Consider the following 25226-nt stretch of genomic DNA (forward strand, 5'->3'; position numbering starts at 1 on the left):
GCATCCGACGGGACCCCGGAACAGCAACAAGGGGCCTCAGTAAGGCTGCACGCCCTTCAACAACCCCTTGCCTCGGCGGTAGCATGGCCGCCAAGCGCCGCCGCGGGAGCCGGCGGCCGGCGGTCGGAGCGAGGAGAACGCAATGGGCGAGGCAACCGCGGAAGCACTGTCAGCAGACCTGCTGGTGGACCTGATCATTTCCCTGGACGGGTACGCCTCGGCCGAGGGTTGGCCCGGCTGGTGGGGATTGGAAGGGCCGGAATACCTGGCCTGGCTCGACGAGGAGGCGCAGAAGGATTACACCCTCCTGATGGGCGCGAATACCTATCGGCTGATGTCCGGGATGTCGGCGGAAGCCGCGGCCCTGGACTCCGGCTTCTCCGAGGAGGAAGAAGCCAGCCTGAGCGGGCTGGCCGCGGTGCCCAAGGTGGTGTTCTCCTCCACCGTGCAGGAGCCGCTGGCCTGGCCGAACACGGAGCTGGTCAGCGGGGACGCGGTGGAGGCCGTCCGGGAGATGAAGCGGACCCGGACCGGGACCCTGAGCACGCTCGGCAGCCTCAGCCTCACCCGGTCGCTGCTGACCGCGGGCTTGGTGGACCGGTTCCGGCTGGTCGTCTTCCCGGTCATCACGGGCAAAACGGGGTCCGAGCGGATCTACGACGGCTACCCCGACGTCGCGCTGGAGATGGTGGACAGCAAGACCTTCGACGGCCGGCTCCAGCTGCTCGAATACGTCCCCACCCTGCTCGACGGACCGCCGGTCCGCGGCCCGCAGTGATCCAGCGGCCCGAGGCGGGTCAGGCGGGTTAACAGCAAACCGGCGGACCGCCCGAAAGCGTCCCGCCGGTGCTGGTGAGTCAGGTCAGTTGCAGCCGTCCGGGCCGCACACCGCGCCGTCGGCCGACGTCGACTGCGGCAGCACGGTCAGCGGGCTGCGCTCGTTCCAGGCCTGGCGGATCGCCTGCGCGAACGCCTCGGCCGGCTGCGCGCCGGAGATCCCGTACTTGCGGTCCAGCACGAAGAACGGCACCCCGTTGACGCCCAGCGCGCGGGCCTCGGCAATGTCGGCGCGGACCTCCGCGGCATAGCGGTCGCACGCCAGCGTCTCGCGGATCTCCGCCTCATCAAGGCCCAGTGCGACGCCGGTGCTCACCAGATACTCCGGGTCGCCAATGTCTTGGCCCTGCTCGAAATGGCCGGACAGCAGCGCGTCCTTGGCCTGGTCCATCAGCCCGTGTTCCTTGGCCAGGTGCAGGAAGCGGTGTGCGGTGAAGCTGTTCGCCACCACCACCTTGTCGAAGTCGTAGTTCAGCCCCTCGCCGGCGGCCTGCGCGGTCACATGGCCGAACATCTGCTTGACCTGCTCCTGCGGCATGCCCTTGATCCGGGACAGGTACTCGGTTTCGGTGCCGTCGTAGTGCTCCGGCAGCGTGGGGTCGAGCTGGTAGCTGCGCCACTCGACGTCAATCTGGTCCTTGTGCTCAAAGCCCGCCAGGGCCGTCTCGAAGCGGCGCTTGCCAATGAAGCACCAGGGGCACGCAATGTCTGACCAGATCTCAATCTTCATGGACACGTCAACATGTTTAGCGGTCGCTGTATTCCGCCGCGGGCTCCGTGCCGGTCTCGTCCGCCAGTTCCGCACGACGGCGGCCGGCACCCTTGACACCGAAGCGGTAGGCGAGGAACAGCAGCCCGATCCAGACGCAGCCCACCGCCAGCGCCACCCGGGTGTCCGGCATGATGCCCAGCAGCACCACGATGAATGCCATGAACGCCAGCGCCAGGTAGGACGCAACAGGCCAGAACGGCACCGGGAAATCCGACGCCGGCAGGCCCTTCCGCGCGATCTCCCGCTTCATCGCGATGTGCGAGAGCAGGATCATCAGCCAGACCCAGACGGTGGCGAAGGTCGCGATCGACGCGACGATCAGGAACAGCGACTCGGGCAGCAGCGCATTGAGCACGACGCCGGCCAGCAGCACCGCGGCCATCGTCGCCACCGTCATCCACGGCACCCCGTGCCGGGAGATCTTCGCAAACGCCTTCGGCGCGTGGCCCTGCTCGGCCAGCCCGTACATCATCCGCCCGGCCCCAAAGGTATCCGAGTTGATCGCGGAAATGGCGGCGGTGATCACCACGGCGTTGAGGATGTGCGCGGCGGCGGGAATGCCCAGCATGTCGAAAATCTGCACGAACGGGCTGGTGGACCCGTCGATCCGGTCCCACGGCGAGATCATCATCAGCACGGCCAAGGTGCAGACGTAGAACAACAGGATCCGCAGCGGCACGGTGTTGACCGCGCCCGGAATCGCCTTCTTGGGGTTCTCCGCCTCGCCGGCCGTGATGCCGATGGTCTCGATCCCGCCGAACGCGAACATCACGATCGCGAAGGAGGCCAGCAGCCCCCAGAACCCGTTGGCAAAGAATCCGCCCGAGCCCAGCATGGTTTCCAGCCCCGGGTTGGCCCCGGCCGGCAGGCCGAAGCCAAAGATGATGATCGCCGCGCCGCCCAGGATCATGGCAATGATCGCCACCACCTTGACCAGCGAAAGCCAGAACTCGGTCTCGCCGAAGACCTTGACCTTGACCAGGTTGATCGCCGCAATGAAGAAGACGACGGCGAGGATCCAGATCCAGCGCGGCACATCGGGGAACCAGAAGCCCATGTAGATGCCGAACGCGGTCACGTCCGCGATCGCCACGATGGCCATCTCGAACGCGAACGTCCAGCCGGTGATGAAGCCGGCGAACGGCCCCAGATAGCGGCTGGCGTACTGGCCGAACGACCCGGAGACCGGGTGCCGCACCGCCATCTCGCCCAGCGCGCGCATCACCAGGAACACGGCGGCCCCGCCGATCGCATAGGCCAGCAGCACGGCCGGCCCGGCAGCCTGGATGGCCGCCGCCGAACCGTAGAACAGGCCGGTGCCGATGGCGGAACCAAGGGCCATGAAGCGGATGTGGCGGACCGTCAGGCCCCGCGCGAGCGCAGAAGCGAATTGCGGCATGGAAAAAATAACCTTGCTGGAGGGGAAGTGGCGGCGCTGAAAATGCGGCCAATCAATTCTACGCCCCGGCCGCAAGCCGGCCGACCGCGCGGTATCACCGGAACCATCGCCGGACGCGGTCCTCTCTTTGCAGCGGGCAGGCACGGGATGGCAGAATTAACCCTGTCCACGGCGATCATGCCGCGGGCTTTTTCTGTCTTTTGATCTTGAGAGGATCTGATGTCCACTCCCGGTGACAGTCCGGGGCATAGTCCATGCCCCCTGCTGATGCTCGAACACGCTCCGAGAAACGCAGCAGGGGGTGCCCCTAAGTGGAAGTGATCTCGATCCTCGGCGGCCTGTTGCTGGTCGCCGGCTGCGGCCTGTTTGTCGCGGCCGAATTCTCCCTCATCACGGTCAACCGCAACGCGGTCCGGGATGCAGCCGACACCGGCGACAAAAAGGCCGTCGGCGTCCTGAACGCGATGAACTCGCTGTCCACCCAGCTGTCCGGCGCCCAATTGGGCATCACCCTGACCAACCTGGGCATCGGCTTCCTCGCCGAACCGGCGATCGCAGCCCTGGTGCTGGGCCCGCTGATGGACGCAGGGCTGGCCGAACCGGCCGCCCGTTCCGTCTCCATCACCATCGCCCTGGTCCTGGCCACCGTGGTGACCATGGTCTTCGGCGAACTGGTGCCGAAAAACCTGGCGATCGCCAAACCGCTCGGCACCGCCCGTGCCGTGTCGGGCTTCCAGCGCGGCTTCAGCGCCCTCACCAAACCGCTTCTCGTGTTCTTCAACGGCACGGCGAACAAACTGGTCCGGTCCATGGGCATTGAGCCGCAGGAAGAACTCGCCTCCGCCCGGTCGGCCGAGGAACTGACCGTCCTGGTGCGGCATTCGGCCCGGCAGGGCGTGCTGCCGGAGGAAACCGCGGAATTGGTGCGCCGGTCGTTCGCGTTCGGTGCCCGCCGCGGCCATGACGCGATGACCGCCCGCACCCGCATGGTTTCTGTCGCCCCGGACCAAAGCGTCCAGGAGATGCTGGATACAGCTGCCGTCAGCGGCCACTCACGCTTTCCCGTGATGGAACCCGGAGCCCACCAGGTGCTGGGCATCGTGCACATCCGGCGCGGCCTGGCCGTTCCCTTTCCCGAGCGCGGCCTGCGCAGCGTCACCGAAATCATGGATGCACCGACGCTCATCCCGGACACCGTGGAACTCGACGACCTGATGGATACGCTGCGGGCCGGCGGCCTCCAGATGGCCGTGCTGATCGACGAGACCGGCGACGTCGCTGGGTTGATCACCTTAGAGGATCTGGTGGAGGAACTCGTGGGTGAAGTCCTGGACGAACACGACCCGGATGACGGCAGCAGTGAACGTCTGCCGTTCGGGGTCTGGCGTCTCGACGGGGCGCTGCGCCCGGACGAGGCGACGGAGATCCTGGGACACACCATCCCGGAAGGCGCCGAGTATGACACCCTCGCCGGCCTGGTCACCCTCCATCTGGGCCGTATTGCCCAGGCCGGAGACGCCGTCGAACTGGTGACGGAGCATTCCCACGGACACCCGGCTGCCAACGTGGAGCTGTGCGTCGAGGAGATGGACGGGGCGCGGATCGCGAAGATCCTGGCCACCGCAACGCCCCTCGTGACCGAAGAAGAGGGCCGCTAAATGGACGCCACAGGAATCATTCTGACCATTGTCCTGCTCGCGGCGAACTTCTTCTTCGTCGGCGCGGAGTTTTCGCTCATCGCCGCCCGGCGAAGCATTGTCGAGCCCAAGGCAGAGCAAGGCGGGCGGGCCGCCAAGATGACCCTGTGGGCCATCGAGAACGTCTCGCTCATGATGGCCGGCGCGCAGCTGGGCATCACCGTCTGCTCGCTGGCACTGGGCTACGTCACCAAACCCATGGTGGTCTACGCGCTGGAAGGACCCTTCAGCGCGTGGGGAGTCCCCGCAGCGCTGATCGACCCGATCGCCTACGCCATTGCCTTGAGCGTGGTGACGTTCCTGCACGTGGTGCTCGGCGAGATGGTGCCGAAGAACATCGCCCTGGCCGGACCGGAGCGGATGGCCTTCGTCCTGGGACCGGTCCTGGTGGTCGTGGTCCGCATTCTGCAGCCGCTGCTCTGGTGCATGAACGCCCTTGGAAATGGCATCCTGCGCCTGTTCAAGGTCGAGCCCAAAAACGAGGTTGCCAGCACCTTCAACCGGAACGAGGTGGCAGGCCTGGTCGAGGAATCACGCGAAGGCGGGCTGCTCGACCAGCAGGATGAGCGGCTCCTGCTCGGCGCGCTGACCTTCGAAGAACGGTCGGTCGAAAGCATCGTGATCCCGCTCAGCAGGGTCACCACGCTGCCGTCCGGATGCACTCCGGAGCAGGTCGAACAGGTCGCCGCCAACGGGTTCTCCCGCTTTCCCGTGCAGTCGCCCAGCGGCGAGCTGGACGGCTACGTCCACGTCAAGGACCTGCTGGGACTCGACGCCGCGGCCAGGGACCAGCCGTTGCCGGCCAGCCTGGTCCGCGACCTGCCGCGGGTGAACCTCACCGCCGCCCTGCAGTCCTCCTTGCACCGTATGCAACGCGAAGGCGCGCACCTGGCGCTCGCCGTCGACGGCGCCGGCCATCCGTATGGCATCGTGACGCTCGAGGACATGCTGGAAGAGCTCGTCGGGCAGATCCGCGACGACAGCCGCAGCGCCAGCTGGGCCTGAGGCCTCGCGGCATGACCGGGGGCCCGCCTGCGGCGCCCCCGGTTGGCCGGGCCCTGCCCTAAGGAGCGGGACGCTCTTCCTGGGTCAGGGCGGCGTGCGGGGTATGGTCGGCGCCCCAGCTGGCGAGCAACCGAAGGCGTTCGGCAGAGGGGCTGCCGGGTTCTGCCGTGTACACCATCAGGACCAGGCCCGGCTCCGCGGTGATGGCCAGTTCTTCATACGCGAGGGTCAGCTCGCCGACCACCGGGTGGTTGAACCGTTTGGTACCGGTGCCGTGGGTGCGCACATCGTGGGCAGCCCACAAGCGGCGGAAGGTCTCGCTCTGGGTGGAGAGTTCACCGACCAGATCCTGCAGCGCCCGATCGTGCGGGTCGCGGCCGGCTTCGGTGCGCATGATGCCCACGCACATTCCGGCGAACAGTTCCCAGTCCGGATAGAAGGACCTGGCCGCCGGATCGAGGAACTGGAACCGCGCGAGGTTGGGGGTGCGTCCGCCGTCGCCAATTAAAGGGGAGTAGAACGCGCGACCCAGCGCATTGGTCGCGAGCAGGTTCTGGTACGGGTCGCGGACAAAGGCAACGCCGTCGGTGATCGCCTCCAGCGCCCACTGCAGGCTCGGCCGCGCCGCCTGTTGCGCCGTGGCCCGCCGGCGAGGGCGTCCGGAAGCGGGGATGCCGTCGGCTGTCCGGGCGAGGTCGAAGAGGTGGGCGCGTTCGGTGTCGTCGAGCTGGAGTGCCCTGGCCAGTGCTTCCAGGACGGACGCTGAGGCCCCGGCGATCGCGCCGCGCTCCAGTTTGGAGTAGTACTCCACGCTGACGCCGGCGAGGATGGCCACCTCGGTGCGGCGGAGGCCGGGCACGCGCCGATTCATCCCGCCGGGCAGTCCGGCCTCTTCCGGCGTGATCTTTGCTCGGCGGGACATCAGGAATTCCCGCACTTCCGCCCGATTGTCCATGTTTTCAGGGTAGGCGACGCCACGGTCCCGAAGGGTTCCCTGTCAGTACACCTTTCGATAGGGACTCCCGCCGATGTGGTGGGCGCGGTTGACTGGAGGCGTACCAACGAAAGGAGCACTCCTCATGCGTGGAGTTGTTATGTACGCCCCCGGCGATGTTCGCGTTGAAGACCGTGAGAAGCCCACCATCCTCGAGCCCACCGACGCCATCATCCGGGCAGCGGCGGTCTGCGTCTGTGGTTCGGATCTATGGCCGTACCGCGGCATCGAGAAGCTCCAGGGCCCCACGCCGATGGGTCACGAATACGTCGGCGTGGTTGACGAAGTGGGTGCCGATGTCCGCAACGTGGAGGTCGGTGACTTCGTCGTAGGTTCGTTCGTCGCCTCCGACAACACCTGCGAGATTTGCCAGGCCGGCTATCAGTCCCGCTGCGTGCACAACGTGATGATGGGCTCCGTCGGCACCCAGGCCGAGCTCATCCGGGTGCAGCTGGCCGATGGCACCCTGGTCCGCACCCCCGGCACCCCGGATGCCGACCTCATCCCCTCGCTGCTCGCGGCATCCGACGTGCTGGGCACCGGATGGTTCGCCGCGGTGGCCGCCGAGGCCGGCCCCGGCAAGACCGTGGCCGTCGTCGGGGATGGCGCTGTGGGACTGTCGGCGGTCCTGGCTGCGAAGCAGCTTGGCGCCGAGCGCATCATCGCCATGTCCCGCCATGCCGACCGGCAGGCCCTGGCCCGCGAGTTCGGCGCCACCGACATTGTCGAAGAGCGCGGCGAGGCGGGCATTGCCAAGATCAAGGAACTCACCAACGGGCTCGGCGCACATTCCGTAGTCGAGGCGGTTGGCACGCAGGAGTCGATGGAGCAGGCGATCGGCGCCACGCGGCCCGGCGGACACATCGGCTATGTGGGAGTCACCCACGATGTGAAGCTCGACGGCCTCGGCCTGTTCTTCTCCGGCGTCCACCTGCACGGAGGACCGGCCCCGGTGCGCCGGTTCCTACCCGAACTCATCCAGCTCATCTGGGACCGCAAGATCGACCCCGGTAAGGTTTTCGACCTGACCCTCCCGCTGGAAGACGCCGCAGAGGCCTACCGCGCGATGGACGAACGGAACGCCACCAAGGTGCTGCTCACTGTCTGAGTGCGGCGCAGCCCCTTCGGTCCGGAGCAAGCGAAAGGAACTTCCATGAGCACGCACATGCAACCCAAGAAGCCCACCGTCAAAGGCCCGGCCGATTGGTTCACCGGAGACGTGTACTTCAATTCGTACTATGCCGGTGAAGCGCCCTCCCGGACCCGGCTCAATCTGGTCCGGTTCACTCCCGGTGCGCACACCGCGTGGCACAAGCACGCCGTCGGGCAGACCCTGCACGTGACCGAAGGCGTTGGCTACGTGCAGTCCCGCGGCGAAGGCGTCATCGAAATTCGGCCCGGCGACACCGTCTACACCCCGGCAGGGGAGTGGCATTGGCACGGCGCAACCGCCGACAACTTCATGTGCCACCTCGCCCTCTGGGAAGCTCCGGTTCCCGGCAGCGACGAACCGGAAACCACCTGGGGCGACAAGCTCACCGAGGACGAGTACCCCGGAGAGTAGGCAGAACGACGGGCAAAGAGCCCATCAGCAGTCAGCGGAGCGTGCCTGGCCTCCGGCGGAGATCCCGGTGTCTCCGCCGGGCGCCAGGGACGTCTCCTTTACTCTCCGTAGTCGATGTGCGCGCGAACGCTGCCGCCATCGTGGCTGAGCCAGCCGCGGCTCTTCGCGAAGGAGATCATGCCGTCGAATCCGTCGGTCCACTGCGGCGGTTGGGCGGCTCCGCTGGCGCGTAACTGTTCCACGTCCAGCCAGGCATGGCCGGCGTCGACGGTACCCAACCCGGCGGCCGCCAGTGCGTGGGCAACGTCCTGTTCGACCAGTCCGCCGGCGCGCACAGCGAGTTCGCGCAGGTTCTCCTGGTCTTTGACGGCGGCACCGTCCGGCGGGCTCACTTCCACATACATCAGGCGGGGTTTCCTTCCGTAACAGGAGCCGGGGCGCCCTGTTGGCGCTCGGCGATGGTCTGGTCGGCCTTCGACCAGTGGGTGGTCGGGACCTCCCGGATGATCACCGTTGTATTCTCAGGCACCGCGCCGACGGACTCTTCCGCAGCGCGGTGCAGGGCGCTGACCAGATTCCGCAACTGCTGCGGCGAGCGGCCCTCGGCGATGGATACGTCGATCAGTGGCATGTCTTCCTCCTAGCTGCGCATCACGAACGGGTCCGCGACCGGACCCTCGTCGGTGTTGATCCAGACGCTCTTCAGCCGGGTGTACTCGTGCATGGACTCCATGCCGTGCTCGATGCCCACGCCGCTGTTCTTGAAGCCTTGCCGCGGCGACATCGGCGACATTGCCCGGTAGGTATTGACCCAGACCGTGCCGGCCTCCAGCCGCCGGCTCATCCGGTGGGCGCGCGCCAGGTTTTGCGTCCATACCCCGGCGGCCAGCCCGTACTGGGTATCGTTGGCCAGCTGCATCACTTCTTCCTCGGTATCGAACGGCATGATGGCGGCCACCGGGCCGAAGATCTCCTCGCGGACCACGCGCATTGAATTGTCGACGCCGGTGAGCACCGTCGGTGCATAGAAGTATCCCGGGAGCGCGATGTCCGGCCGGCCGCCGCCGGTGAGCACGGTGGCGCCCTCGGAGACGCCCAGCTCCACGTAGGAACCGACCTTTTCCTGCTGCGCGGCAAATGCCAGCGGACCCAGCTCGGTGTTGTCCTGCAGCGGGTCGCCGATCACGATGCTGCCGGCCCGCTCGGCGACCCGTTCCAGCAGTTCGTCGTAGACGGACCGGTGCGCAAAGACCCGGCTGCCGGCGATGCAGGTCTGGCCGGCGGCGGCGAAGATGCCCGCCACCACGCCCATTGCCGCATTGGCAACGTTGGCGTCCTCGAACACGATGTTCGGGCTCTTGCCGCCGAGCTCCAGGGTGGTGCCGATGAACCGGGATGCGGCGGACGCGGCGATCGCCGAACCGGTGGCGGTGGAACCGGTGAAGGAGATCTTTGCGATCCCGGGATGGTCCACCAGTGCGGCACCTGCCTCGGCGCCCATTCCGGTGACCACGTTGACCACGCCGTCGGGGAAACCGGCTTCGGCCGCCAGTTCGGCGAGCCGCAGGACGGTCCGTGAGGTGTACTCGGAGGGCTTGATGACGATCGTGTTGCCGGCGGCCAGCGCCGGGGCGAGCTTCGAGGTGGTCAGGGTCAGCGGCGAATTCCATGGCGTGATGGCCCCGACGACGCCCAGCGGTTCGCGCTGCGTGTAGTTGAGGATCGCCGGGTTGGTGGTGGGGATCTGGCTGCCCTGCACCTTGTCCGCCAGGCCGGCGTAGTAGTAGAAGTACTCCGGCAGCGTAGCCAACTGGCCGCGCATCTCGCGCAGCAGCTTGCCGTTGTCCTCGGTTTCCATCCGGGCCAGTTCTTCGGCGTTGTCGCCCACCAAGTCGCCGAGCCGGCGCAACAGGTGCCCGCGTTTGGTTTGGCTCAGGTCGCGCCAGAGGGGGTTTTCGAATGCGGCGCGCGCGGCCGTGACGGCGCGGTCGACGTCGGCCTTGCTGCCACGGGCAGCCGAGTAGAGGACCTCGAGCGTGGCGGGGTTGGTGCTCTCGAAGTAGGCGCCCTCGGAGGGCGCACTCCAGCCGCCGTCGATGAAGTGGTCGTAATTCCTAGTCATGCGGATCGTGACTCGATTCGTTGAGGAAGTCGGTGATGAGGCGCGCCAGTTCGTCCGGGCGCTGCACCGGCAGCATGTGCCGTGTTCCGGCGACGACGGCGGTGCGTGTCCCCGGGATGGCCTCGCCCAGGCGGCGGGTCATCTCCGGGGTCGAGCCCGGGTCCTGGTCCCCGGTGACCGCCAGCGATGGCACGGCGATGGCGCCCAGTTCGGCGCCGATCTCGGCGTCTGCGGTGGCGAAGACCCGGTAAGCGTGCAGGTAGGACTGCGGGTCATTGGCCAGTAGCGTGCTGCGGATGCCGTCCACCGTCGCGGTGTCGGTGGCGGAACCTGCCGGGAACCAGCGCTCAATCGAGGCGGCCACACTGCCGGGAAAGTCGGTCGCGGCGTTCTCCAGCCGGGAGGCGACCGAGGCCGCCTCCTGCGGGGTCCGCCGGCAGACCGAGCTGACGCTGGTCAGGCTGGCCACCAGCCCGGGCCGGTACCGTGCCAGGTGCTGTGCCACCAGCGCGCCGAGGGAGAAACCCACCAGGTGCGCCCGCCCCGGCAGCCGGGACGCGACGTCGTCGGCCAGTTCGGCGAGCGTGACCGGCTGTACCAGCCGTGGCTGGCCGCCGTGGCCGGGCAGGTCGAGTGCCAGCACGGTGCGTTCGCTGGACTCGGCCAGCCGGGGGCTTAGTTGGTCCCACATGGAACGGTCCAGCCCCACGCCGTGGAGCAGGACGATGGGTAGGTTCGTCTCCACGGTTACTGTTCGGTGGCCAAAGGTGCCAGCCGCTGCTGCGGGCGGCCCTGCGAGGCGGCGGCCAGCGCGATCACGATCTCGCCAGGATGCGGCGCGTCGGCGAGCCGGACCTCGATGCTCTGGTGGTGCGAGCGGATGGTCGCGTCGGTGACGTGCTTGAGCGGTATGTCGAAGGTGACTCCGGCCGGACCGCGCTTTTCCACGGCTGGCAGCAGCGTGGTGGCGTTCGCGGCATTGCGGAAGTGGTCGCCGAACTTGAGGGTGTGGATGAGCGCCGAGCCGTGCTCAATCTCGCCCTCCAGCCCTACAATTGCGGCCTTGCCGTAGGCTTCCACCGTGCCGCCGAGCGCCTTGACCACGCGCGGGGCCAACAGCTCGCCCACCTTGGAGGCTGCCTCGTCGATGCCGGCGGTCAGGTCTTCGACGAATCCCTGGCCGTGCCAGGGATTGTCGATGACCGCCGCGACGACGGCGACCCGGGCGTTGGGTTCGACCGGGCGGCCGCCCTCGGTGAGGGTTTCTTCGGTCAGCGTGACGATCTTGCGGACGTTCATGCGGTGGCTCCTTCGAGGATGCGGGATGTGACGGCGGGGTCGGTGCTGCGGTCGCCGATTCGGGCGTGCGGGCGCGGGCCGGTGGACGCCGCGGCAACCACCACGATCTCGTCCGGCCGGGGCCCGTCGGAGATCCGTGCGGTGATGGTCTGGTAGTGGCTGCGGGTGGACGCCTGGTTCTTGTGCCACATCGGCACCACCAGCGCCTCGCCGGCCCCGGCCCGGTCGTCGGCGAAGCAGATGATGGACGTTCCTTCCAGGAACTCGCGCACGAGGTTGCCGAAGTACGGCGTATGGATCATGGCTCCGGCATGTTCGATTTCGCCTGACGTGCCGACGATGGCGGCCTTGCCGAACGCCTCGATCCGTTCTGCGCCGCCGAGCCCGGCAATCAGCCGGTCGGTCAGCAGCCGGGCCACCACCGGGGCGATCATTTTCGACGCCGGCGCCAGATCAGTCTCCGGCGGCGTCCCGATCCACGGGTTGGCAATCACCGCCGCGGCGGTCGCCCGGAACACCGGAGCCGAAGCCACGGCACCGTTTTCCTGCAGCACTTCTTCTTGGTAGTAGACGATCTTTCGGAGGCCGGCCTGTCCGCCGGAGGCAGCCGGATCGGTGCTGCTAGTCAAAATGGGGCTTCACTTTCTCGGAGAACAGCTCCAGGCTGCGCATGGCCTTCTGGTGCTTCAGGCCGGGGTGGGTGGTCCAGAGCATCATGTGCTCCAGGCCGACCTCGCGCTGCAGCTCCTGGATCTTCTCGGTGACGTATTCCGGTGTGCCTACCAGCATGTTGCGGTCCATCAGCATGTCGAAGTCCAGCGTGTGCGCGTCGGTGAGTTCTTCGCCCTCTTCCATCAGGTTGGACAAGCCGCGCCAGTGGGTGATCCAGCGGTAGGTGTTCATCACGGCTTCTTCGAATTCTTCGCGCGCCTGTTCCATGGTGTCGGCCACGTACACGTCGCGGACCAGCGCGATGCCCTCGCCCAGTGGAACCTCGCGGCCCTGGGCCTGCGCGGCGTGCTCGCGGTACAGCTCGAAGCGGCCCTTGAGCGCGGAGACCGGCGGCAGCCAGAAGATGCCCTGCACGCCGTTCTGGGCGGCACCGATGATGGACCGCGGGGTGTCGATGACCTGCCACAGCGGCAGCTTCGGCTGCAGCGGCCGGGGAGTCACCGCCATCTTGGTGATCACACCGTCTTCGGTGTACTCAGGGGTGGCAGGAGACAGCGGGTGATTCCACTTCACGCCTGGGGCAGGGAACTCGTAGAACTCGCCCTTGTGGCTGAAGAAGTCGTTGTACCAGGCCTTGTCCAGGATCTCCATGGTCTCGGCGAACAACGCCCGGTTCTTCTCCTGGTCGCGCGGATCGGCCGCCGGGTTGAGGTTCAGTGCCTCGCGACCGTACAGGCCGCGGCCGACGCCGACCTCGAGCCGGCCGTCGGAGAGCTGGTCGAGCAGTGCCAGGTCCTCGGCCAGCCGCAGCGGATGCCAGAACGTGACGATCGAAGCGGCCTGGCCAATGCGGATCTTCGAGGTGCGGGCCGCAATGTCCACGCCCATCAGGATGGGATTCGGAGTCAGTTCCTGGCCCTCGTGGCCGAAGTGGTGTTCGGTGTACCAAGTGGACCAGAAGCCGTACTTCTCGGCGGCCACCGCGTACTCGCGGGCGTCCTTCATATGCTGGTTGTAGTTGCCCAAGTCGCCGGGGGCGCCGAGGCCATGGAAGATGGAAAAGCGCATGGTTGGTCCTTTCACAGGGCTGAGAAGCCCGGATGATGATGTAGAAGGTCAGTCGTTTCGGGTCCGCGAGTCGGTCAGGACTTCACGCGAGGATGCGTAGACGTGGTTGCGCATGGCCGCTTCGGCGCCGAAGTGGTCCTTGTCCTTGATCATCTCCAGCACCGTCCGGTGTTCGGCGGTCGATGCGATGATCCGGCCGGGGTGCCCGGCGGTGCGCAGGACCAGCCGGTGGTAGGCCAACTGGTTCATCAGGCGGCCGTAATGTTCGGTCAGCTTGTTGTTGTCGGCGCCTAGGATGATGGTCTGGTGGAACTCATGCACCAGCGCCGCATAGCGCTCGGCGTCGCCTGAGGCGGCCGCTTCGTCGGACTCCTCCAAGTTGCGTTCCAGGACCGCAAGCTCGCGTACAGGTCCGCGGCGGGCCAGCAGGCCGGCGGCGAGCCCTTCGAAGCTCTCCTTGAGCTGGAACAGTTCGACGATCTCGCGTCGAGTGGGTTCGCGGACGAAGGTCCCGACTTTCGGCCGGATCTCCACCAGCCCTTCGTGCTGCAGCTGCTTCAGCGCTTCGCGTATCGGCGTGCGGCTCACGTCGAATTCCTGGGCGAGGAACACCTCGGACACGGGAGCGCCGGGAGGGAAGTCACCGCCCAGGATGAGCGTCCGGACTCGGTCGAGGAGCGGCAGGTCGTGGACGGGAACGGTCAGGCCCTGCTCGGTGGTGAAGGTCTCTTGCATACATCAGAGATTATGTTGCATGCATGAAGTCGTCAAGGGTTAGCAGCAAAATCGCGACAATTCCGGTGTTTGCGTGGTCTCTACGGGAAATTTGAGATTGTTGTTGACCTTCTCTGGTGATCTACATTACGCTCACTGCCATGCAACAGACTTTCGATAGTGCAGTGGCAAGTGTCTGGGCGGCGGCGTGGGACCGCGGTGAAGTCGAAGCGCTCGAGGCGTTGGCGACACCGGACTACATCAGGATCAGCAAGGGCAGCGGCAAGAGCATGAGCCTCGAGCAACTGCAGCAGGACATCCGGGAGGTCCGACAGGCCTTCCCGGACCTGGCCACCACCGTGGATGCCGTGGTTGTCGACGGCGACACCGCGGCCATCTTCTGGACCTCAACCGGAACCCACCGGGCCTCTTTCATGGGGGTGCCGCCAACCGGCCGTCGGGTGCAGACCCGCGGTTCCAATTTCGTGACCATGGAAAGCGGCCGGATCAAGCAGGAGACGGTGACCTGGGATAGCAGTGAGCTGCTGGGATCGCTCGGTATTCGACACCTGGGTGACGCACTCGCAGAGGCGGGCACCGGCGTCGTTGTTGATTCACTCTCCGGGGAGCCGGACCCGGAGATCATGAAGACGTTCAACCGGCAGTTTGTTACCGGCGTGACCGTGGTGACGACCACTGAGGGGGAAACTCCGAAGGGTCTGGCCGTGAACGCCTACGCCTCCGTGTCGCTGGAACCGCCGCTGGTGATGGTCTGCATCCAAAAGACCTCGTCCACCTACCCGGCCCTGTTCGCCTCCACCCACTTGGGCATCAACATCCTCAGCAACCGGCAGCAGGGCACCGTTTCCACCTTCGCGTCCAAGGCCGCGGACAAATTCGCCGAGACCGACTGGCACGCCGGCCCCAACGGTTCCCCGCTGCTGGATGGTTCCTCGGCCGCGCTGGAAGCCGAGATCCGGGAACGTTTCCAAGCCAAGACCCACACCATCTTCATCTGCCGCGTGCGGCACGCCGAGGTCACCGACGCCGCGCCCATGGTCTACCAGGCCGGCCGGTTTTACGACAGCGAAGGCCTGTCCCCGCTGTAACCACCGACCATCGGACGCGGACTTCACCGCGAACAAGCGCACCGCCCCCGGGCAGGCAATGATGCCGACCGGGCCGTTCCATCCGACTGCCCACAGGGGCCGCCGGTACCGATCGAGAATCTAAGGGACCACAGTGAACACTCAAGCCAACAGCGTGCCCGTCGGGGAGGACAGCATCGCTGAAGACCGGGGCTACCGCGACAGCCTCACAAAGATCGAGCCGTACGGCATCGAGCATATTCCGGACGTGGAACGCCACGGCAAGCCTCGCTCGCAGTTCTTCCTCTGGTTCGCCGCAGGGATGAACTTCCCGCTGGTGGTGCTGGGCTTCAGCGCCGCCTACTTCGGCCTGCCGTTCTGGTCGGCAGTTCTGGCCATCCTGGGGGCCGGCCTGATCGCCGCCGCGGTTATGGGCTACCTCTCCGGCATGGGCGTCCGGCTCGGTATCCCGCAGCAGATGCAGGCCCGCGGCCCCCTGGGCTTCATCGGCAACCTGCTGCCGGTGGCCTACGTCAATGTATTCGCCGGCGTGGGCTGGGCCTCCGTCACGGTGATTCTTGGCGGGCAGGCTATCGGGCTGCTCACCGGAATGCCGTTCTGGCTCTCGGCCCTGGCCCTGATGCTGCTGCAGCTCGGCGTGGCCGTGATGGGCTACAACCTGATCCACTTCCTGCAGCGGGTGCTCTCCTTCGTGCTGCTGGCCGGCTTCATCTTCGTCACAGTCGTGACGGTGGCCTCCGGCAAGATCGTCAACACCCCCAACCCCGACGCCGAAGGCTTCCTGGGCGTGGGCGGCTGGATCATTTTCTTCGGCTACTTCTTCTCCTACATCGTCGCGTGGATGCCGTTCGCCTCCGACTACTCCCGCTACCTGCCCAACAGCGCCACCAACCGCCGCGGCGCCGGTTGGTTCACCATGCTGGGCAACTTCATCACGCTGTCCTGGATGGGCATCCTGGGCGCGCTGCTCGGCTCCACCGCCACCTCTTCCGACACCATTGCGGCGCTGGACGAACTGATGGGCCCGTGGGCCATCATCGGATTGGGCATCGTGGCGCTGTCCTCCTTTACGCAGAACTTCCTGAACGTCTACGGCGGAGCCATCTCCATCCAGACCATGGGCGTGCCGGTCAGCCGCCATGTCGCCGTCGTCTTCATCTGCATCGCCTCGTACTTGGTGGCGCTCTGGGGTCAGCACGGGTTCTATGACGGCTTCACCGCATTCCTGAACCTGACCGCCTACTGCATTGCGCCGTACGTGGCGGTGCTGATCTGCGATTACCTGTTGGGCGGACGCCGAAGCCAGCAGGGCATCCAGGAGCTCTACGACAAGTCGCGGAAGTTCGAATGGGGCTTCATCGCTTGGGCGGCCGGTGTGCTGGGCTCCTCGCCGTTCTGGATTTCCGCCATCTACACTGGCCCTGTTGCAGCAGCTTTCCCGCAGATCGGCGACCTGTCGTTCTACGTTGGCGCCGCGATCGCGACCGTGGTTTACCTGGTGACCTACCGGTTGCCGCGGCTGTCCGGGCGTCCGCTGCTCATCGCCGACAAGGAGGGCTAGGACATGCCGGACCGGAACCGGACCGACCGCGCCGTGGGGCAGCAGCATCTGGTGGTGATCGACATGCAGCGGGCATTCCGCCAGCAGGGCGACTGGCACGTTCCGCGCTACGACGAGGCGGCCGGGGTCATCGCCAGGCTGGTGCGCGGTGGCTTCGATCCGATCATCACGCGGTTTGTGCCGGATCCGACCGAGTCCGGTTCCTGGTCCGCTTACTACGACCGCTGGCAGAGCATGCGGCTGGACCCGACGAACCCGGTCTGGGACGTGGAGCTGCCCGGGGTCGACGTCGGCGCGACGCTGGACCTGCCGACGTTCACCAAGTGGGGCGCCGAACTGGCTGGCCGGATCCCGGCGGGCGACGAGATCATCCTCACCGGCGTCGCCACCGACTGCTGCATCCTGGCCACCGCACTGGGGGCAGCGGATGCCGGACGCTACGTCACGGTGGTCGCGGACGCCTGTGCCGGCCAGAGCGACCAGGCGCACGAGTCAACCCTGGCCTTAATGGAACTGCTCTCGCCGATGGTCATTGTGACCGACAGTGCTGAACTGGCATCCCGGCCTCAAGCCGCGACGGTCTGACGGCCAAAACGCTCCTCGCGCCCGACGGCGGCACCCGCGTGCCGCCGTCGGGCGTTTTCTGCAAAAAACCTTGACCGCCTTCGCCGCGCGGGACTAACCTACAACCAAATGGTTGTAGATCAAGTCAGTGACACCGAGTTGGACCGCCTGTTCCAGGCGCTCGCCGATGCCACCCGCCGCGACATCGTGGCCAAGGTGCTCACCGGAGAGTTCTCGGTGTCGGGGCTGGCAGCGGGCTACGCCATGAGTTTTGCCGCCGTGCAGAAACATGTGGCGGTGTTGGAGCGGGCTTCCCTGGTGGTTAAGGAGAAGCGCGGTAGGGAGCAGATGGTGCGGCCTCATCTTGAGGGAGTGCGGAGAGCGCGTCGGCTGCTCGATCAATACGAGATGCTCTGGCAGCACCGGGTTGAACGGATCCAGGACATTCTCGACGAATAGGAAAGGGCACACCATCATGCCGGTTATTGATGTCATCAAGGACGAAGACGCGTTGAAGTTCACCATCGTCGCCGAGTTCGACGCCCCCGTGGAACGGGTGTGGCAGATCTGGGAAGACCCGCGCCAACTGGAACGCTGGTGGGGGCCGCCAACCTGGCCCGCCACCTTCGACAAGCACGAGTTCACGCCGGGCGGCAAGGCCAGCTACTACATGACCGGTCCGGACGGCGAGAAGGCGGGCGGCTGGTGGAAGTTCACCGCCATCGAAGCGCCCAACAAACTCTCCTTCGAGGACGGATTTGCCGACGACGACGGCGAGCCCGTGGCGGACATGGGCACCACGTATGCCACGGTGACGCTGGAATCCATCGAAGGACGCACCCGAATGACCACCGAGTCGCGATTTGAATCCGCCGATCAGTTGCAGAAGATGCTGGAGATGGGCATGGTCGAAGGCATGCAGGGAGCCATGGGCCAGATCGACGCCATCCTCGCGGAACGCGCAACGGTCTGAGCCACGTAACGGAACACCCCACCGGAAGGAACTGCGCCCGTGCCCACATTCACTGACGGCCAGCCCGTGATCGTCGCCTTGCCCACCGAGGACCGCCGCAAGTCCCACGACTTCTACACCGCCCTGGGCCTCAAGGCCACCGGCGAACCCGGCGGCGACGGCCTGCCCGAGCCGCTCCAGTTCGAGGTGAACGCGGGCCTGCGGCTCATGTTCGTCCCGCCCGGAGGATTCGGCTGGGTCACCAACAACCGGCCCACCGCCAGCGGCGAGCAGACCGAATGCCTGCTGGGCTTGCCGGTCGGCTCGCCGCGGGACGTGGACACCGTGGTCGGAACGGCCAGGCAAGCCGGCGGCACAATCGTCATGGAGCCCGCCCAGCAACCGTGGGGCTACTCGGCGGTCTTCGCCGACCCGGACGACCACCTCTGGCAGGTCACCGCGGGGTAGTCCGCACCGCGGGCCGCGTTGGTCGCACAACCTGGGTCCGCAACACTGAGGGGGAATGACGACGGCGGTGCTCACCGCCGTCGTCATCCCCCGTTTGAGGTGGGCACCGGCGCGCGGGGGACTACCATTCAGACATGGACGACCGGATCACGCTGCGTTTCCTCGCCTCGCCGACCGATGTCTCGGAGGACGGGACCACGGTGCAGGCCGGCCGGGTGCTGGAGTGGATCGACAAGGCCGGATACGCCTGCGCCACCGGGTACAGCGGGAGCTACTGCGTCACCGCCTACGTGGGCAACGTGCACTTCACCCGCCCGATCCGCAACGGCGACCTGATCGAAATCGACGCCCGGATTGTGCACACCGGACGCTCCAGCATGCAGGTGGTGGTCACGGTCGACGCGGCGAACGTCCGCGAACGCGAATTTCGGCCGGCCATGGACTGCATCCTGGTGTTCGTGGCGCTGGGCGAGGACCGGCGCCCCAAGCCGATTCCGCAGTGGCAGCCTTCGGACGATGAGTCGGCGCGGCTGGCCGAGGGCGCCGCCGGCCGGATCGCCGCGCGGGCGGAGATCCGGGACGCCATGCGCGCGCAGGCCTATACGGATGCGGGCACCACGCCGAAGGAGAACTTCCGGTTCCTGGCCGCGCCGTCGGACGTGAACTGGGGCGGGAACGCCCACGGCGGCATCGTGATGCGCTGGATCGACGAAGTGGCCCGGGCCTGCGCCATGTCCTGGTGCGGCCGCGACGCGGTGGCCGTCTACTCCGGCGGCATCCACTTCCTGAACCCCGTGCACATCGGCGATCTGGTGGAGGCTGAGGCGCGGCTGATCCACACCGGCCCGCGCAGCATGCACACCGCCGTGCATGTGCGCGCCCGCGATCCGCGCGGCGGCGAGTGGCGGCCCACCACCCAGTGCATGACCATCTTCGTCACCCGTAACGACGCCGGCCATGCCGCCGAGGTTCCCCAGCTGATGCTGCGCACCGACGAGGACCGGCGGCTGGATGCCCACGCCCTCGACCTGATGCGGCGCCGGGCCGAGCTGCCGCCGCTGCAGTTCGCCGCCGAGCGCAAATACCATTTCCGGCAGCGCAGCCAGAGGAACAGCTGAGCCCCCTGCCCTCAGCCGGCTAGGGACTCCAGCGCACCGGGCCGTCCTCGCAGAACACCGTTTCCACGGCTTCGCCGCCCAGGCAGGCTGCGTCCACCAGATCGCGGTTACCCACGGGTTCGGAGAGCTCCACGTTGACTGGCACGGCGTTGTTGCCTTGGCACTCGTAGGCGCCGCCAGTCAACGGCTCGACGTCAGTCCGGATGACGATCCGGTCCCGCTCGAATTGAACGTCTGGCTCAAGCACGGTCCCTGTTTCCCCGCTGGCGCATTCAAGCCGGGTCACGGCCAGCCGCAGCTCCGTTGATTCCGGTCGAACCTCCGCCGCGTCGAGCAGCTCCCACACTCCGGTGGACCCTTCCGAAGCGGCCGGGGACCTCTCCGAACCAGGCGGCGCGCCGCAACCGCTGACTACGACGACGGCGGTGCAGCCGAGCGCCGCAGCCACCAAGCGCGCTGCCGTGAACGCCGTCGTGAATGACGAGGCAACCTCGCGTGATGTCTGCACCTCGGGCCCTCCGCTCTGCTGACTGCGCTCCGGCGCCTGACTGAATTCCGACGCCGCTCGCAACCGCCATCCCGGTTTTCCGGAGGTGACGCCAGCATCCTTCTCCGCACAGTATCCCTCAGCGGGGATCATCAGAAGGCGCACATGAGCCGCTTCCTGGGATTGGCGCCCGGACCGAGCTGCCGCCGCTGCAGTTCGCCGTCGAGCGGACCTGCTGACCAGCCGAGCGGCCCCACTGGCTGGACGAAGCCTCAGCCGGCCTGGTGCAGCCGGTCGGTGGGCAGCGGGAGCTCGATCGTCTTGGTCAGGTCGATGGACTTGGCGATCGGACCGGTCAGCGCGGGGGAGACCGACACGGTGGCACGCCGCACTTCCCTGATGAGTACCTTCACGCGCTCGCCGTCCAGATCCAGCCACCAGTCCTCGGCCAACAGCCGCAGGCCCAGCTCGTCCAGCAATGCCTCGGCCTCGTCCAACTCGGACGCTTCCCCGCGCTGGCGGTGCAGGAGATCGAACGGCACGAAGCCGCCGTCGTCGGTCATATGGATGTAGCCAACATGTTCGCCGTCCAGGGCGCGGACATGGTCGAAGGTGTTCTCGGACGGAAGCGGATGGGCCATGGCGCCCATCCTAACCAGACTAAGCCGCCGTCGACGCGTGATGTCGGCCCGCCCGGAACATCACCCCGCAGCCAGCCCGCAGTCCGCCCCGGAACCCCACCGCGCAGCTGGCCCGAAGCCCGCCCGCACCGCCCGGGCGGGCGTCACGGTTCCAAGGTAGTGTGGCGGAGCGGAGTAGCAGGGAGAACGACCATGGCCGGCAAAGACAACGGGAGTCCGCGGGAGGCACTGCCCGCGGAAGCGCAACCAAGCACCTTCCCGGAGCCGGCTCCGACGGAAAGGTCCCTTGGCGAGTTGTCAGGGTCCCGGATCCTCGACGCGCTCGATTTTCCGGTCGGCGCAGCGGCCGGGGACGAAGAGCAGGTCAGCCGGCTGCGGCGGCTCAACCGCCGACGTCGCGCGGTGGCTTTCCGGCTGCTGCCCAAGGACCAAGCAGCGCGGGTATTCGAGCAGCTCGGTCCCGCGCTGCAAGCCGAACTGTTGGACGGCCTGCAGGATGAGCAGGTGGCCGCGTTTTTCGACGGTCTGGCACCGGATGACCGGGTCACCCTGATCGACGAAGTGCCGGCCACCGTGGCGCGGAAGCTGATGCGCGGTCTCACGGAGGAGCAGCGGGCTCTGACTTCCGTGGTGCTGGGGTATCCACGCGGTTCGATCGGGCGAAGGATGAGCCCCGAATTCATCACCACCACGCCGGAGCTGACCGTCCGGCAGACACTGGAACGGCTGCACAGCCGGCTAGAGGATGCGGAAACGGTGTACGTTCTGCCGGTCACCGACGCGGGCAAGCGGCTGGTGGGATTGGTCAGCCTGCGCCGGCTCCTCTCCGCGGAACCTGACACCCGGGTGGACGCCATCATGGGCGACGCTTACTGCCAATCGGCCACCACGCCGGAGGAAGACGCGGCGCGCCTGTGCACGGGCCGCAAACTATTGGCCCTCCCAATAGTGGACAGCGAGCGGCGGGTGGTCGGGATCCTCACGGTAGACGACGCGCTGCGCATCCTGGAAGAAGCCGAGACCGAAGATCAGTCGCGCATCAGCGGCAGCGAGCCGCTGCGCCGGCCGTATCTGGCCACCCCGATTTCCAGGATCGTCAAATCCCGCCTGGTGTGGCTGCTGGTCCTGGCGGTGGGCGCAACGCTGACGGTGAGCGTGCTGGAAGTCTTCGAGGCCACGATCGCGCAGATGGTGGTGCTGTCGCTCTTCGTGCCGCTGCTCATCGGCACTGGCGGGAACACGGGCAATCAGGCGGCCACCACCGTGACCCGGGCGCTGGCACTCAAAGAGGTCACGCCCCGCGACCTGCTGAAGGTGCTTGGCAAGGAGGTGCGCGTCGGCGCGACGCTGGGCTTGCTGATCGGAGGGCTGGGCTTCGTCGTGGCCGCCGTCTTCTACGGGCCCGCCATCGGGTTGGTCATGGGAGCGTCCCTGCTGGCCATCTGCACTATGGCGGCAGCGGTCGGCGGCCTGATGCCCATGCTGGCCCGCTTTCTCAAGGTGGACCCCGCGGTCTTCTCCAATCCGTTCATCTCCACCTTCATCGACGCCGCGGGCCTGCTGGTGTATTTCATGATTGCCCGCACGGTCCTGGGAATCTGAGGCGGCGTCGGCGGGAAGCCCGTAGGCTACGGGCATGGCCATCATTTACGACGCAGTCCTGAATCCCTCCAAGCAGGATCTCCTCAAATCCTGGCTGCCCGAGCAGCCGTGGTTCCAGGAACTCGGGGCCGATGCCGCCGAGCTGGAGCACCTCGGCGCCTTCCGCTTCGATGATCCGTCCGGCGAGGTCGGGATGGAAACGCACCTGCTCTCCGCCGGCGGGCAGGTGTTGCACGTCCCGCTGACGTACCGCGGCGCACCGCTGCCCGGCGCCGAAGAATTCCTGGCCGGGACCATGGAGCACTCGGTGCTGGGGGATCGCTGGATCTACGACGCCTGCGCCGACCCCGTCTACGCCACCGCGCTCGCCACGGCCATGGTGCAAGGCGGCGCTGGCGCCGAACAGTTCCTGGACGTGGACGGGAAGCTCGAACCGTTGACCGGCGCCATCCCGGTCCGCGGCAGCGGCGGCACCGGCGGCATCGTCCCCGAAATCACGACGGCGGTGCCCGCCACCTCCGGCACCGTCACCACCATCGACGCCAGCCCGCTGACACTCACCGTCCACCGCATCCCGGACCCCAGCGAGCAGCCCGGCACGGCCCTGAATCTCACCTGCACCTTGCCCGGCCAGCCCCCGCTGATCCTCGCGTCCGCCTGATGATCGCCAAAGGCCGCCGGGCCGGATGATCGCCGGCAGTCTTCTCCAACTACGGCTTCCTTGGGCACCGTCCCTCCCTGAGCAGGAAGGGACGGTGCCCACTCCTGTGGCGAGTACCACTGTCGAGCCCTAGGCCCTCGGCGAGGAGCGATACAGGGCCAATCCGTCGCCGTCGTACGCCATTGCCGCTATGGTTCCAACACCTGCCGGCCACCCCAAGCAGGCTTCTCGATTTGACCCGCGGGAGGAGCGGAAGATAAGTTTTCGTGGCGTAGGTCACCGCCCGCCCCTTTCTGGGGCCCGCGGGAAAGACCTGACGTCGCTGTGGCCGGACGCCGAAGATGCCTGTTCCGGCCGGTTCGACGGGAAAATCCCGCAGCGACGCAGTCCCACCCCTAAGGAACACATGAGCACCACCAGTACAGCACCTCATCTGCGGCGGGCTCTGTCCAGCCGCCATATCCAGCTGATTGCCATCGGCGGGGCCATCGGCACCGGCCTCTTCATGGGCTCGGGCAAGACCATCTCGGTGGCCGGCCCGTCGGTCATCTTCGTCTACATGATCATCGGCTCCATGCTGTTCTTCGTCATGCGGGCCATGGGCGAGCTGCTGCTGAGCAACACCGACTACAAAAACTTCAGCGACTTCGCCGGCGACATCCTCGGCCCGTGGGCGGCATTCTTCACCGGCTGGACCTACTGGTTCTGCTGGGTGGTCACCGGCATCGCGGACGTGGTGGCCATCGCGCACTACGTGGCCTTCTGGTGGCCTGACCTGCCGCTGTGGGTCCCCGCACTGGCTTGCATCCTGCTGCTGCTGGCGCTGAACCTGCCCACCGTGCGGGCCTTCGGCGAGACCGAATTCTGGTTCGCGCTGATCAAGATCGTGGCCATCGTGGCGCTGATCGTGGTGGGCCTGGTCATGATCATCACCGGCTTCGAGCACGAGGGCTCACGCGCCTCCTTCGCCAACCTGTGGGAGCACGGTGGCATGTTCCCCACCGGCTTCATGGGCTTCGTGGCCGGCTTCCAGATTGCCGTCTTCGCTTTCGTGGGCATCGAACTGGTGGGCACCACCGCCGCCGAGACCAAGGACCCGGAGAAGAACCTGCCCCGCGCGGTGAACTCCATCCCCATCCGCATCCTGATCTTCTACGTGGGCGCGCTGATCGTGCTGATGGCCGTGGAGCCGTGGACGGCGTTCAGCGCCGACGCCTCCCCGTTCGTGGGCATGTTCGCGCTGGCCGGCCTGGTGGGCGCGGCCGGCGTGGTGAACTTCGTGGTGCTGACCTCGGCGACCTCGTCGGCGAACTCCGGGATATATTCCACTTCGCGCATGATCTACGGTCTGTCCCAGGAGGGCGACGCCCCGAAGCGGTTCGGCAAGCTGTCCGGCCGCGGCGTGCCGCGCAATGCCCTGCTGTTCTCCTGCATGTTCCTGCTGGCCGGTGTGGTGCTGCTCTACGCCGAGGGCAGCGTGTCCGAGGCGTTCACCCTGGTCACCACCATCTCGGCGCTGTGCTTTATGTTCGTCTGGTCCATCATCCTGCTCAGCTACGTGGTCTACCGCCGTCGTCGGCCGCAACTGCATGCGGACAGCAAGTTCAAGATGCCCGGCGGGGCCTTCATGCCCTACGTGGTCATGGCTTTCTTCGCCTTCATCCTCTGGGCACTGACCACCCAGACGGACACGCTGACCGCGCTGCTGTTCACCCCGCTCTGGTTCATCGGGCTCGGCATCGGCTATATGGTGCTGCGCCGCAACCCGGAGCACGCCCGGATCCGCGCCGCCCACGACGCCAAGGTCGCCGAGGAGAAGGCCAACCGCGACGGCCGCGAACGGGAAACCATCTCCGCACCGTAGCGTCCGGCCTCCTTCGGCACCCGCCGTCGTCGATCCAATAAAAAACAACGACGGCG

General features: G+C 66.9%; 28 protein-coding genes. 15 read left to right on the plus strand and 13 right to left on the minus strand.

Translation table 11 applies throughout. The features are described 5' to 3' along the window. The first annotated feature begins 142 nt into the window (after nucleotides 1-142). Nucleotides 143-778 carry a dihydrofolate reductase family protein gene (locus tag E4J89_RS10755; protein WP_136786135.1) on the plus strand — a complete coding sequence of 212 codons (636 nt, stop codon included), beginning with the start codon at nucleotides 143-145 and terminating at the stop codon, nucleotides 776-778. An 84-nt stretch (nucleotides 779-862) separates the two neighbouring features. On the opposite strand, the gene E4J89_RS10760 is transcribed toward E4J89_RS10755, so the two are convergent. Next, nucleotides 863-1567: a DsbA family oxidoreductase gene (locus E4J89_RS10760; protein ID WP_136786231.1), complete on the minus strand. Its 705-nt coding sequence runs from the start codon at nucleotides 1565-1567 to the stop codon at nucleotides 863-865. A gap of 16 nt (nucleotides 1568-1583) precedes the next feature. Further along, the gene (locus tag E4J89_RS10765) at nucleotides 1584-3008 is read right to left on the minus strand and encodes an amino acid permease (protein ID WP_136786136.1); all 1425 of its coding nucleotides are present in this window, start codon (nucleotides 3006-3008) and stop codon (nucleotides 1584-1586) included. 311 nt (nucleotides 3009-3319) lie between these two features. Between E4J89_RS10765 and E4J89_RS10770 the strand changes: the two genes are divergently transcribed. Both E4J89_RS10770 and E4J89_RS10775 read left to right on the plus strand, forming a co-directional pair. Further along, nucleotides 3320-4666, plus strand: coding sequence for a hemolysin family protein (locus E4J89_RS10770; RefSeq protein WP_136786137.1), 1347 nt, complete (start codon nucleotides 3320-3322; stop codon nucleotides 4664-4666). Continuing rightward, nucleotides 4667-5710, plus strand: coding sequence for a hemolysin family protein (locus E4J89_RS10775; RefSeq protein ID WP_136786138.1), 1044 nt, complete (start codon nucleotides 4667-4669; stop codon nucleotides 5708-5710). Nucleotides 5711-5768: 58 nt separating this feature from the next. Here the strand turns inward: E4J89_RS10775 and E4J89_RS10780 are convergent, their stop codons facing one another. Then, nucleotides 5769-6665, minus strand: a complete 897-nt coding sequence (locus E4J89_RS10780) for a helix-turn-helix transcriptional regulator (RefSeq protein ID WP_136786139.1) — start codon at nucleotides 6663-6665, stop codon at nucleotides 5769-5771. 124 nt (nucleotides 6666-6789) lie between these two features. Here E4J89_RS10780 and E4J89_RS10785 point away from each other — a divergent pair, with 124 nt between their 5' ends. Further along, nucleotides 6790-7812 carry a zinc-dependent alcohol dehydrogenase family protein gene (locus E4J89_RS10785; RefSeq protein WP_136786140.1) on the plus strand — a complete coding sequence of 341 codons (1023 nt, stop codon included), beginning with the start codon at nucleotides 6790-6792 and terminating at the stop codon, nucleotides 7810-7812. Between the two features lie 45 nt (nucleotides 7813-7857). Then, entirely contained in the window at nucleotides 7858-8268 is a 411-nt protein-coding gene (locus E4J89_RS10790) for a cupin domain-containing protein (protein ID WP_240691851.1), read from the plus strand. 98 nt (nucleotides 8269-8366) lie between these two features. Here E4J89_RS10790 and E4J89_RS10795 read toward each other — a convergent pair whose 3' ends face one another. The 8 genes from E4J89_RS10795 to E4J89_RS10830 are packed head-to-tail and all read right to left on the minus strand — an operon-like array spanning nucleotide 8367 to nucleotide 14164. Then, complete coding sequence (locus E4J89_RS10795; protein WP_136786141.1) at nucleotides 8367-8672, minus strand: hypothetical protein; 306 nt, start codon at nucleotides 8670-8672, stop codon at nucleotides 8367-8369. Then, nucleotides 8672-8899: a tautomerase family protein gene (locus tag E4J89_RS10800; RefSeq protein WP_136786142.1), complete on the minus strand. Its 228-nt coding sequence runs from the start codon at nucleotides 8897-8899 to the stop codon at nucleotides 8672-8674. The genes E4J89_RS10795 and E4J89_RS10800 overlap by 1 nt, the downstream gene beginning before the upstream one ends. 9 nt (nucleotides 8900-8908) lie before the next feature. Continuing rightward, nucleotides 8909-10390: an aldehyde dehydrogenase gene (locus E4J89_RS10805; RefSeq protein WP_136786143.1), complete on the minus strand. Its 1482-nt coding sequence runs from the start codon at nucleotides 10388-10390 to the stop codon at nucleotides 8909-8911. Next, a complete protein-coding gene (locus tag E4J89_RS10810) occupies nucleotides 10383-11135 on the minus strand; it encodes an alpha/beta fold hydrolase (protein ID WP_136786144.1) in 753 nt (250 codons plus the stop codon). Before E4J89_RS10810 ends, E4J89_RS10805 begins: the two co-directional genes overlap by 8 nt. 2 nt (nucleotides 11136-11137) lie before the next feature. After that, nucleotides 11138-11689 carry an amino acid synthesis family protein gene (locus E4J89_RS10815; RefSeq protein WP_136786145.1) on the minus strand — a complete coding sequence of 184 codons (552 nt, stop codon included), beginning with the start codon at nucleotides 11687-11689 and terminating at the stop codon, nucleotides 11138-11140. Then, nucleotides 11686-12318 (minus strand): amino acid synthesis family protein, encoded by a 633-nt coding sequence (locus tag E4J89_RS10820; RefSeq protein ID WP_136786146.1) that lies wholly within the window; start codon nucleotides 12316-12318, stop codon nucleotides 11686-11688. The genes E4J89_RS10815 and E4J89_RS10820 overlap by 4 nt, the downstream gene beginning before the upstream one ends. After that, nucleotides 12311-13429 carry an LLM class flavin-dependent oxidoreductase gene (locus tag E4J89_RS10825; protein ID WP_136786147.1) on the minus strand — a complete coding sequence of 373 codons (1119 nt, stop codon included), beginning with the start codon at nucleotides 13427-13429 and terminating at the stop codon, nucleotides 12311-12313. The genes E4J89_RS10820 and E4J89_RS10825 overlap by 8 nt, the downstream gene beginning before the upstream one ends. Before the next feature lie 48 nt (nucleotides 13430-13477). Then, a complete protein-coding gene (locus tag E4J89_RS10830; protein ID WP_136786148.1) occupies nucleotides 13478-14164 on the minus strand; it encodes a GntR family transcriptional regulator in 687 nt (228 codons plus the stop codon). Between the two features lie 140 nt (nucleotides 14165-14304). Here E4J89_RS10830 and E4J89_RS10835 point away from each other — a divergent pair, with 140 nt between their 5' ends. The 7 genes from E4J89_RS10835 (at nucleotide 14305) to E4J89_RS10865 (ending at nucleotide 19915) form a co-directional block, all read left to right on the plus strand. Continuing rightward, entirely contained in the window at nucleotides 14305-15252 is a 948-nt protein-coding gene (locus E4J89_RS10835; RefSeq protein WP_136786149.1) for a flavin reductase, read from the plus strand. Nucleotides 15253-15385: 133 nt separating this feature from the next. Further along, entirely contained in the window at nucleotides 15386-16813 is a 1428-nt protein-coding gene (locus E4J89_RS10840) for a cytosine permease (RefSeq protein ID WP_136786150.1), read from the plus strand. 3 nt (nucleotides 16814-16816) lie between these two features. After that, nucleotides 16817-17398: an isochorismatase family cysteine hydrolase gene (locus E4J89_RS10845; RefSeq protein WP_136786151.1), complete on the plus strand. Its 582-nt coding sequence runs from the start codon at nucleotides 16817-16819 to the stop codon at nucleotides 17396-17398. A 108-nt stretch (nucleotides 17399-17506) separates the two neighbouring features. Next, nucleotides 17507-17836, plus strand: coding sequence for a helix-turn-helix domain-containing protein (locus E4J89_RS10850; RefSeq protein ID WP_136786152.1), 330 nt, complete (start codon nucleotides 17507-17509; stop codon nucleotides 17834-17836). A 16-nt stretch (nucleotides 17837-17852) separates the two neighbouring features. Further along, nucleotides 17853-18350 (plus strand): SRPBCC domain-containing protein, encoded by a 498-nt coding sequence (locus tag E4J89_RS10855; protein WP_136786153.1) that lies wholly within the window; start codon nucleotides 17853-17855, stop codon nucleotides 18348-18350. Nucleotides 18351-18389: 39 nt separating this feature from the next. After that, the gene (locus E4J89_RS10860) at nucleotides 18390-18797 is read left to right on the plus strand and encodes a VOC family protein (RefSeq protein WP_136786154.1); all 408 of its coding nucleotides are present in this window, start codon (nucleotides 18390-18392) and stop codon (nucleotides 18795-18797) included. 134 nt (nucleotides 18798-18931) lie between these two features. Beyond that, nucleotides 18932-19915, plus strand: a complete 984-nt coding sequence (locus tag E4J89_RS10865; RefSeq protein WP_136786155.1) for an acyl-CoA thioesterase — start codon at nucleotides 18932-18934, stop codon at nucleotides 19913-19915. A 19-nt stretch (nucleotides 19916-19934) separates the two neighbouring features. Here the strand turns inward: E4J89_RS10865 and E4J89_RS10870 are convergent, their stop codons facing one another. Both E4J89_RS10870 and E4J89_RS10875 read right to left on the minus strand, forming a co-directional pair. Further along, the gene (locus tag E4J89_RS10870; protein WP_136786156.1) at nucleotides 19935-20423 is read right to left on the minus strand and encodes a hypothetical protein; all 489 of its coding nucleotides are present in this window, start codon (nucleotides 20421-20423) and stop codon (nucleotides 19935-19937) included. A 251-nt stretch (nucleotides 20424-20674) separates the two neighbouring features. Next, nucleotides 20675-21043 (minus strand): serine/threonine protein phosphatase, encoded by a 369-nt coding sequence (locus E4J89_RS10875; protein WP_205754467.1) that lies wholly within the window; start codon nucleotides 21041-21043, stop codon nucleotides 20675-20677. 192 nt (nucleotides 21044-21235) lie between these two features. Between E4J89_RS10875 and mgtE the strand changes: the two genes are divergently transcribed. The 3 genes from mgtE to cycA all read left to right on the plus strand — a co-directional run bounded on the left by mgtE (nucleotide 21236) and on the right by cycA (nucleotide 25170). After that, the gene (gene mgtE / locus E4J89_RS10880) at nucleotides 21236-22645 is read left to right on the plus strand and encodes a magnesium transporter (protein WP_136786158.1); all 1410 of its coding nucleotides are present in this window, start codon (nucleotides 21236-21238) and stop codon (nucleotides 22643-22645) included. 34 nt (nucleotides 22646-22679) lie between these two features. After that, complete coding sequence (locus tag E4J89_RS10885) at nucleotides 22680-23306, plus strand: hypothetical protein (RefSeq protein ID WP_136786159.1); 627 nt, start codon at nucleotides 22680-22682, stop codon at nucleotides 23304-23306. Nucleotides 23307-23712: 406 nt separating this feature from the next. Beyond that, nucleotides 23713-25170 (plus strand): D-serine/D-alanine/glycine transporter, encoded by a 1458-nt coding sequence (gene cycA / locus E4J89_RS10890; protein WP_136786160.1) that lies wholly within the window; start codon nucleotides 23713-23715, stop codon nucleotides 25168-25170. Nucleotides 25171-25226 lie beyond the last annotated feature (56 nt).

Source organism: Arthrobacter sp. CAU 1506, assembly GCF_005047635.1.
GTDB lineage: Bacteria > Actinomycetota > Actinomycetes > Actinomycetales > Micrococcaceae > Crystallibacter.

Bases quoted from the DNA above. Each gene is read 5' to 3' on its own strand.
- E4J89_RS10755 (WP_136786135.1), top strand. From the start codon at position 143: ATGGGCGAGGCAACCGCGGAAGCACTGTCAGCAGACCTGCTGGTGGAC.
- E4J89_RS10760 (WP_136786231.1), bottom strand. From the start codon at position 1,567: ATGAAGATTGAGATCTGGTCAGACATTGCGTGCCCCTGGTGCTTCATT.
- E4J89_RS10765 (WP_136786136.1), bottom strand. From the start codon at position 3,008: ATGCCGCAATTCGCTTCTGCGCTCGCGCGGGGCCTGACGGTCCGCCAC.
- E4J89_RS10775 (WP_136786138.1), top strand. From the start codon at position 4,667: ATGGACGCCACAGGAATCATTCTGACCATTGTCCTGCTCGCGGCGAAC.
- E4J89_RS10780 (WP_136786139.1), bottom strand. From the start codon at position 6,665: ATGGACAATCGGGCGGAAGTGCGGGAATTCCTGATGTCCCGCCGAGCA.
- E4J89_RS10785 (WP_136786140.1), top strand. From the start codon at position 6,790: ATGCGTGGAGTTGTTATGTACGCCCCCGGCGATGTTCGCGTTGAAGAC.
- E4J89_RS10790 (WP_240691851.1), top strand. From the start codon at position 7,858: ATGAGCACGCACATGCAACCCAAGAAGCCCACCGTCAAAGGCCCGGCC.
- E4J89_RS10795 (WP_136786141.1), bottom strand. From the start codon at position 8,672: ATGTATGTGGAAGTGAGCCCGCCGGACGGTGCCGCCGTCAAAGACCAG.
- E4J89_RS10800 (WP_136786142.1), bottom strand. From the start codon at position 8,899: ATGCCACTGATCGACGTATCCATCGCCGAGGGCCGCTCGCCGCAGCAG.
- E4J89_RS10805 (WP_136786143.1), bottom strand. From the start codon at position 10,390: ATGACTAGGAATTACGACCACTTCATCGACGGCGGCTGGAGTGCGCCC.
- E4J89_RS10815 (WP_136786145.1), bottom strand. From the start codon at position 11,689: ATGAACGTCCGCAAGATCGTCACGCTGACCGAAGAAACCCTCACCGAG.
- E4J89_RS10825 (WP_136786147.1), bottom strand. From the start codon at position 13,429: ATGCGCTTTTCCATCTTCCATGGCCTCGGCGCCCCCGGCGACTTGGGC.
- E4J89_RS10830 (WP_136786148.1), bottom strand. From the start codon at position 14,164: ATGCAAGAGACCTTCACCACCGAGCAGGGCCTGACCGTTCCCGTCCAC.
- E4J89_RS10835 (WP_136786149.1), top strand. From the start codon at position 14,305: ATGCAACAGACTTTCGATAGTGCAGTGGCAAGTGTCTGGGCGGCGGCG.
- E4J89_RS10845 (WP_136786151.1), top strand. From the start codon at position 16,817: ATGCCGGACCGGAACCGGACCGACCGCGCCGTGGGGCAGCAGCATCTG.
- E4J89_RS10850 (WP_136786152.1), top strand. From the start codon at position 17,507: ATGGTTGTAGATCAAGTCAGTGACACCGAGTTGGACCGCCTGTTCCAG.
- E4J89_RS10855 (WP_136786153.1), top strand. From the start codon at position 17,853: ATGCCGGTTATTGATGTCATCAAGGACGAAGACGCGTTGAAGTTCACC.
- E4J89_RS10865 (WP_136786155.1), top strand. From the start codon at position 18,932: ATGGACGACCGGATCACGCTGCGTTTCCTCGCCTCGCCGACCGATGTC.
- E4J89_RS10875 (WP_205754467.1), bottom strand. From the start codon at position 21,043: ATGGCCCATCCGCTTCCGTCCGAGAACACCTTCGACCATGTCCGCGCC.
- mgtE (WP_136786158.1), top strand. From the start codon at position 21,236: ATGGCCGGCAAAGACAACGGGAGTCCGCGGGAGGCACTGCCCGCGGAA.
- E4J89_RS10885 (WP_136786159.1), top strand. From the start codon at position 22,680: ATGGCCATCATTTACGACGCAGTCCTGAATCCCTCCAAGCAGGATCTC.
- cycA (WP_136786160.1), top strand. From the start codon at position 23,713: ATGAGCACCACCAGTACAGCACCTCATCTGCGGCGGGCTCTGTCCAGC.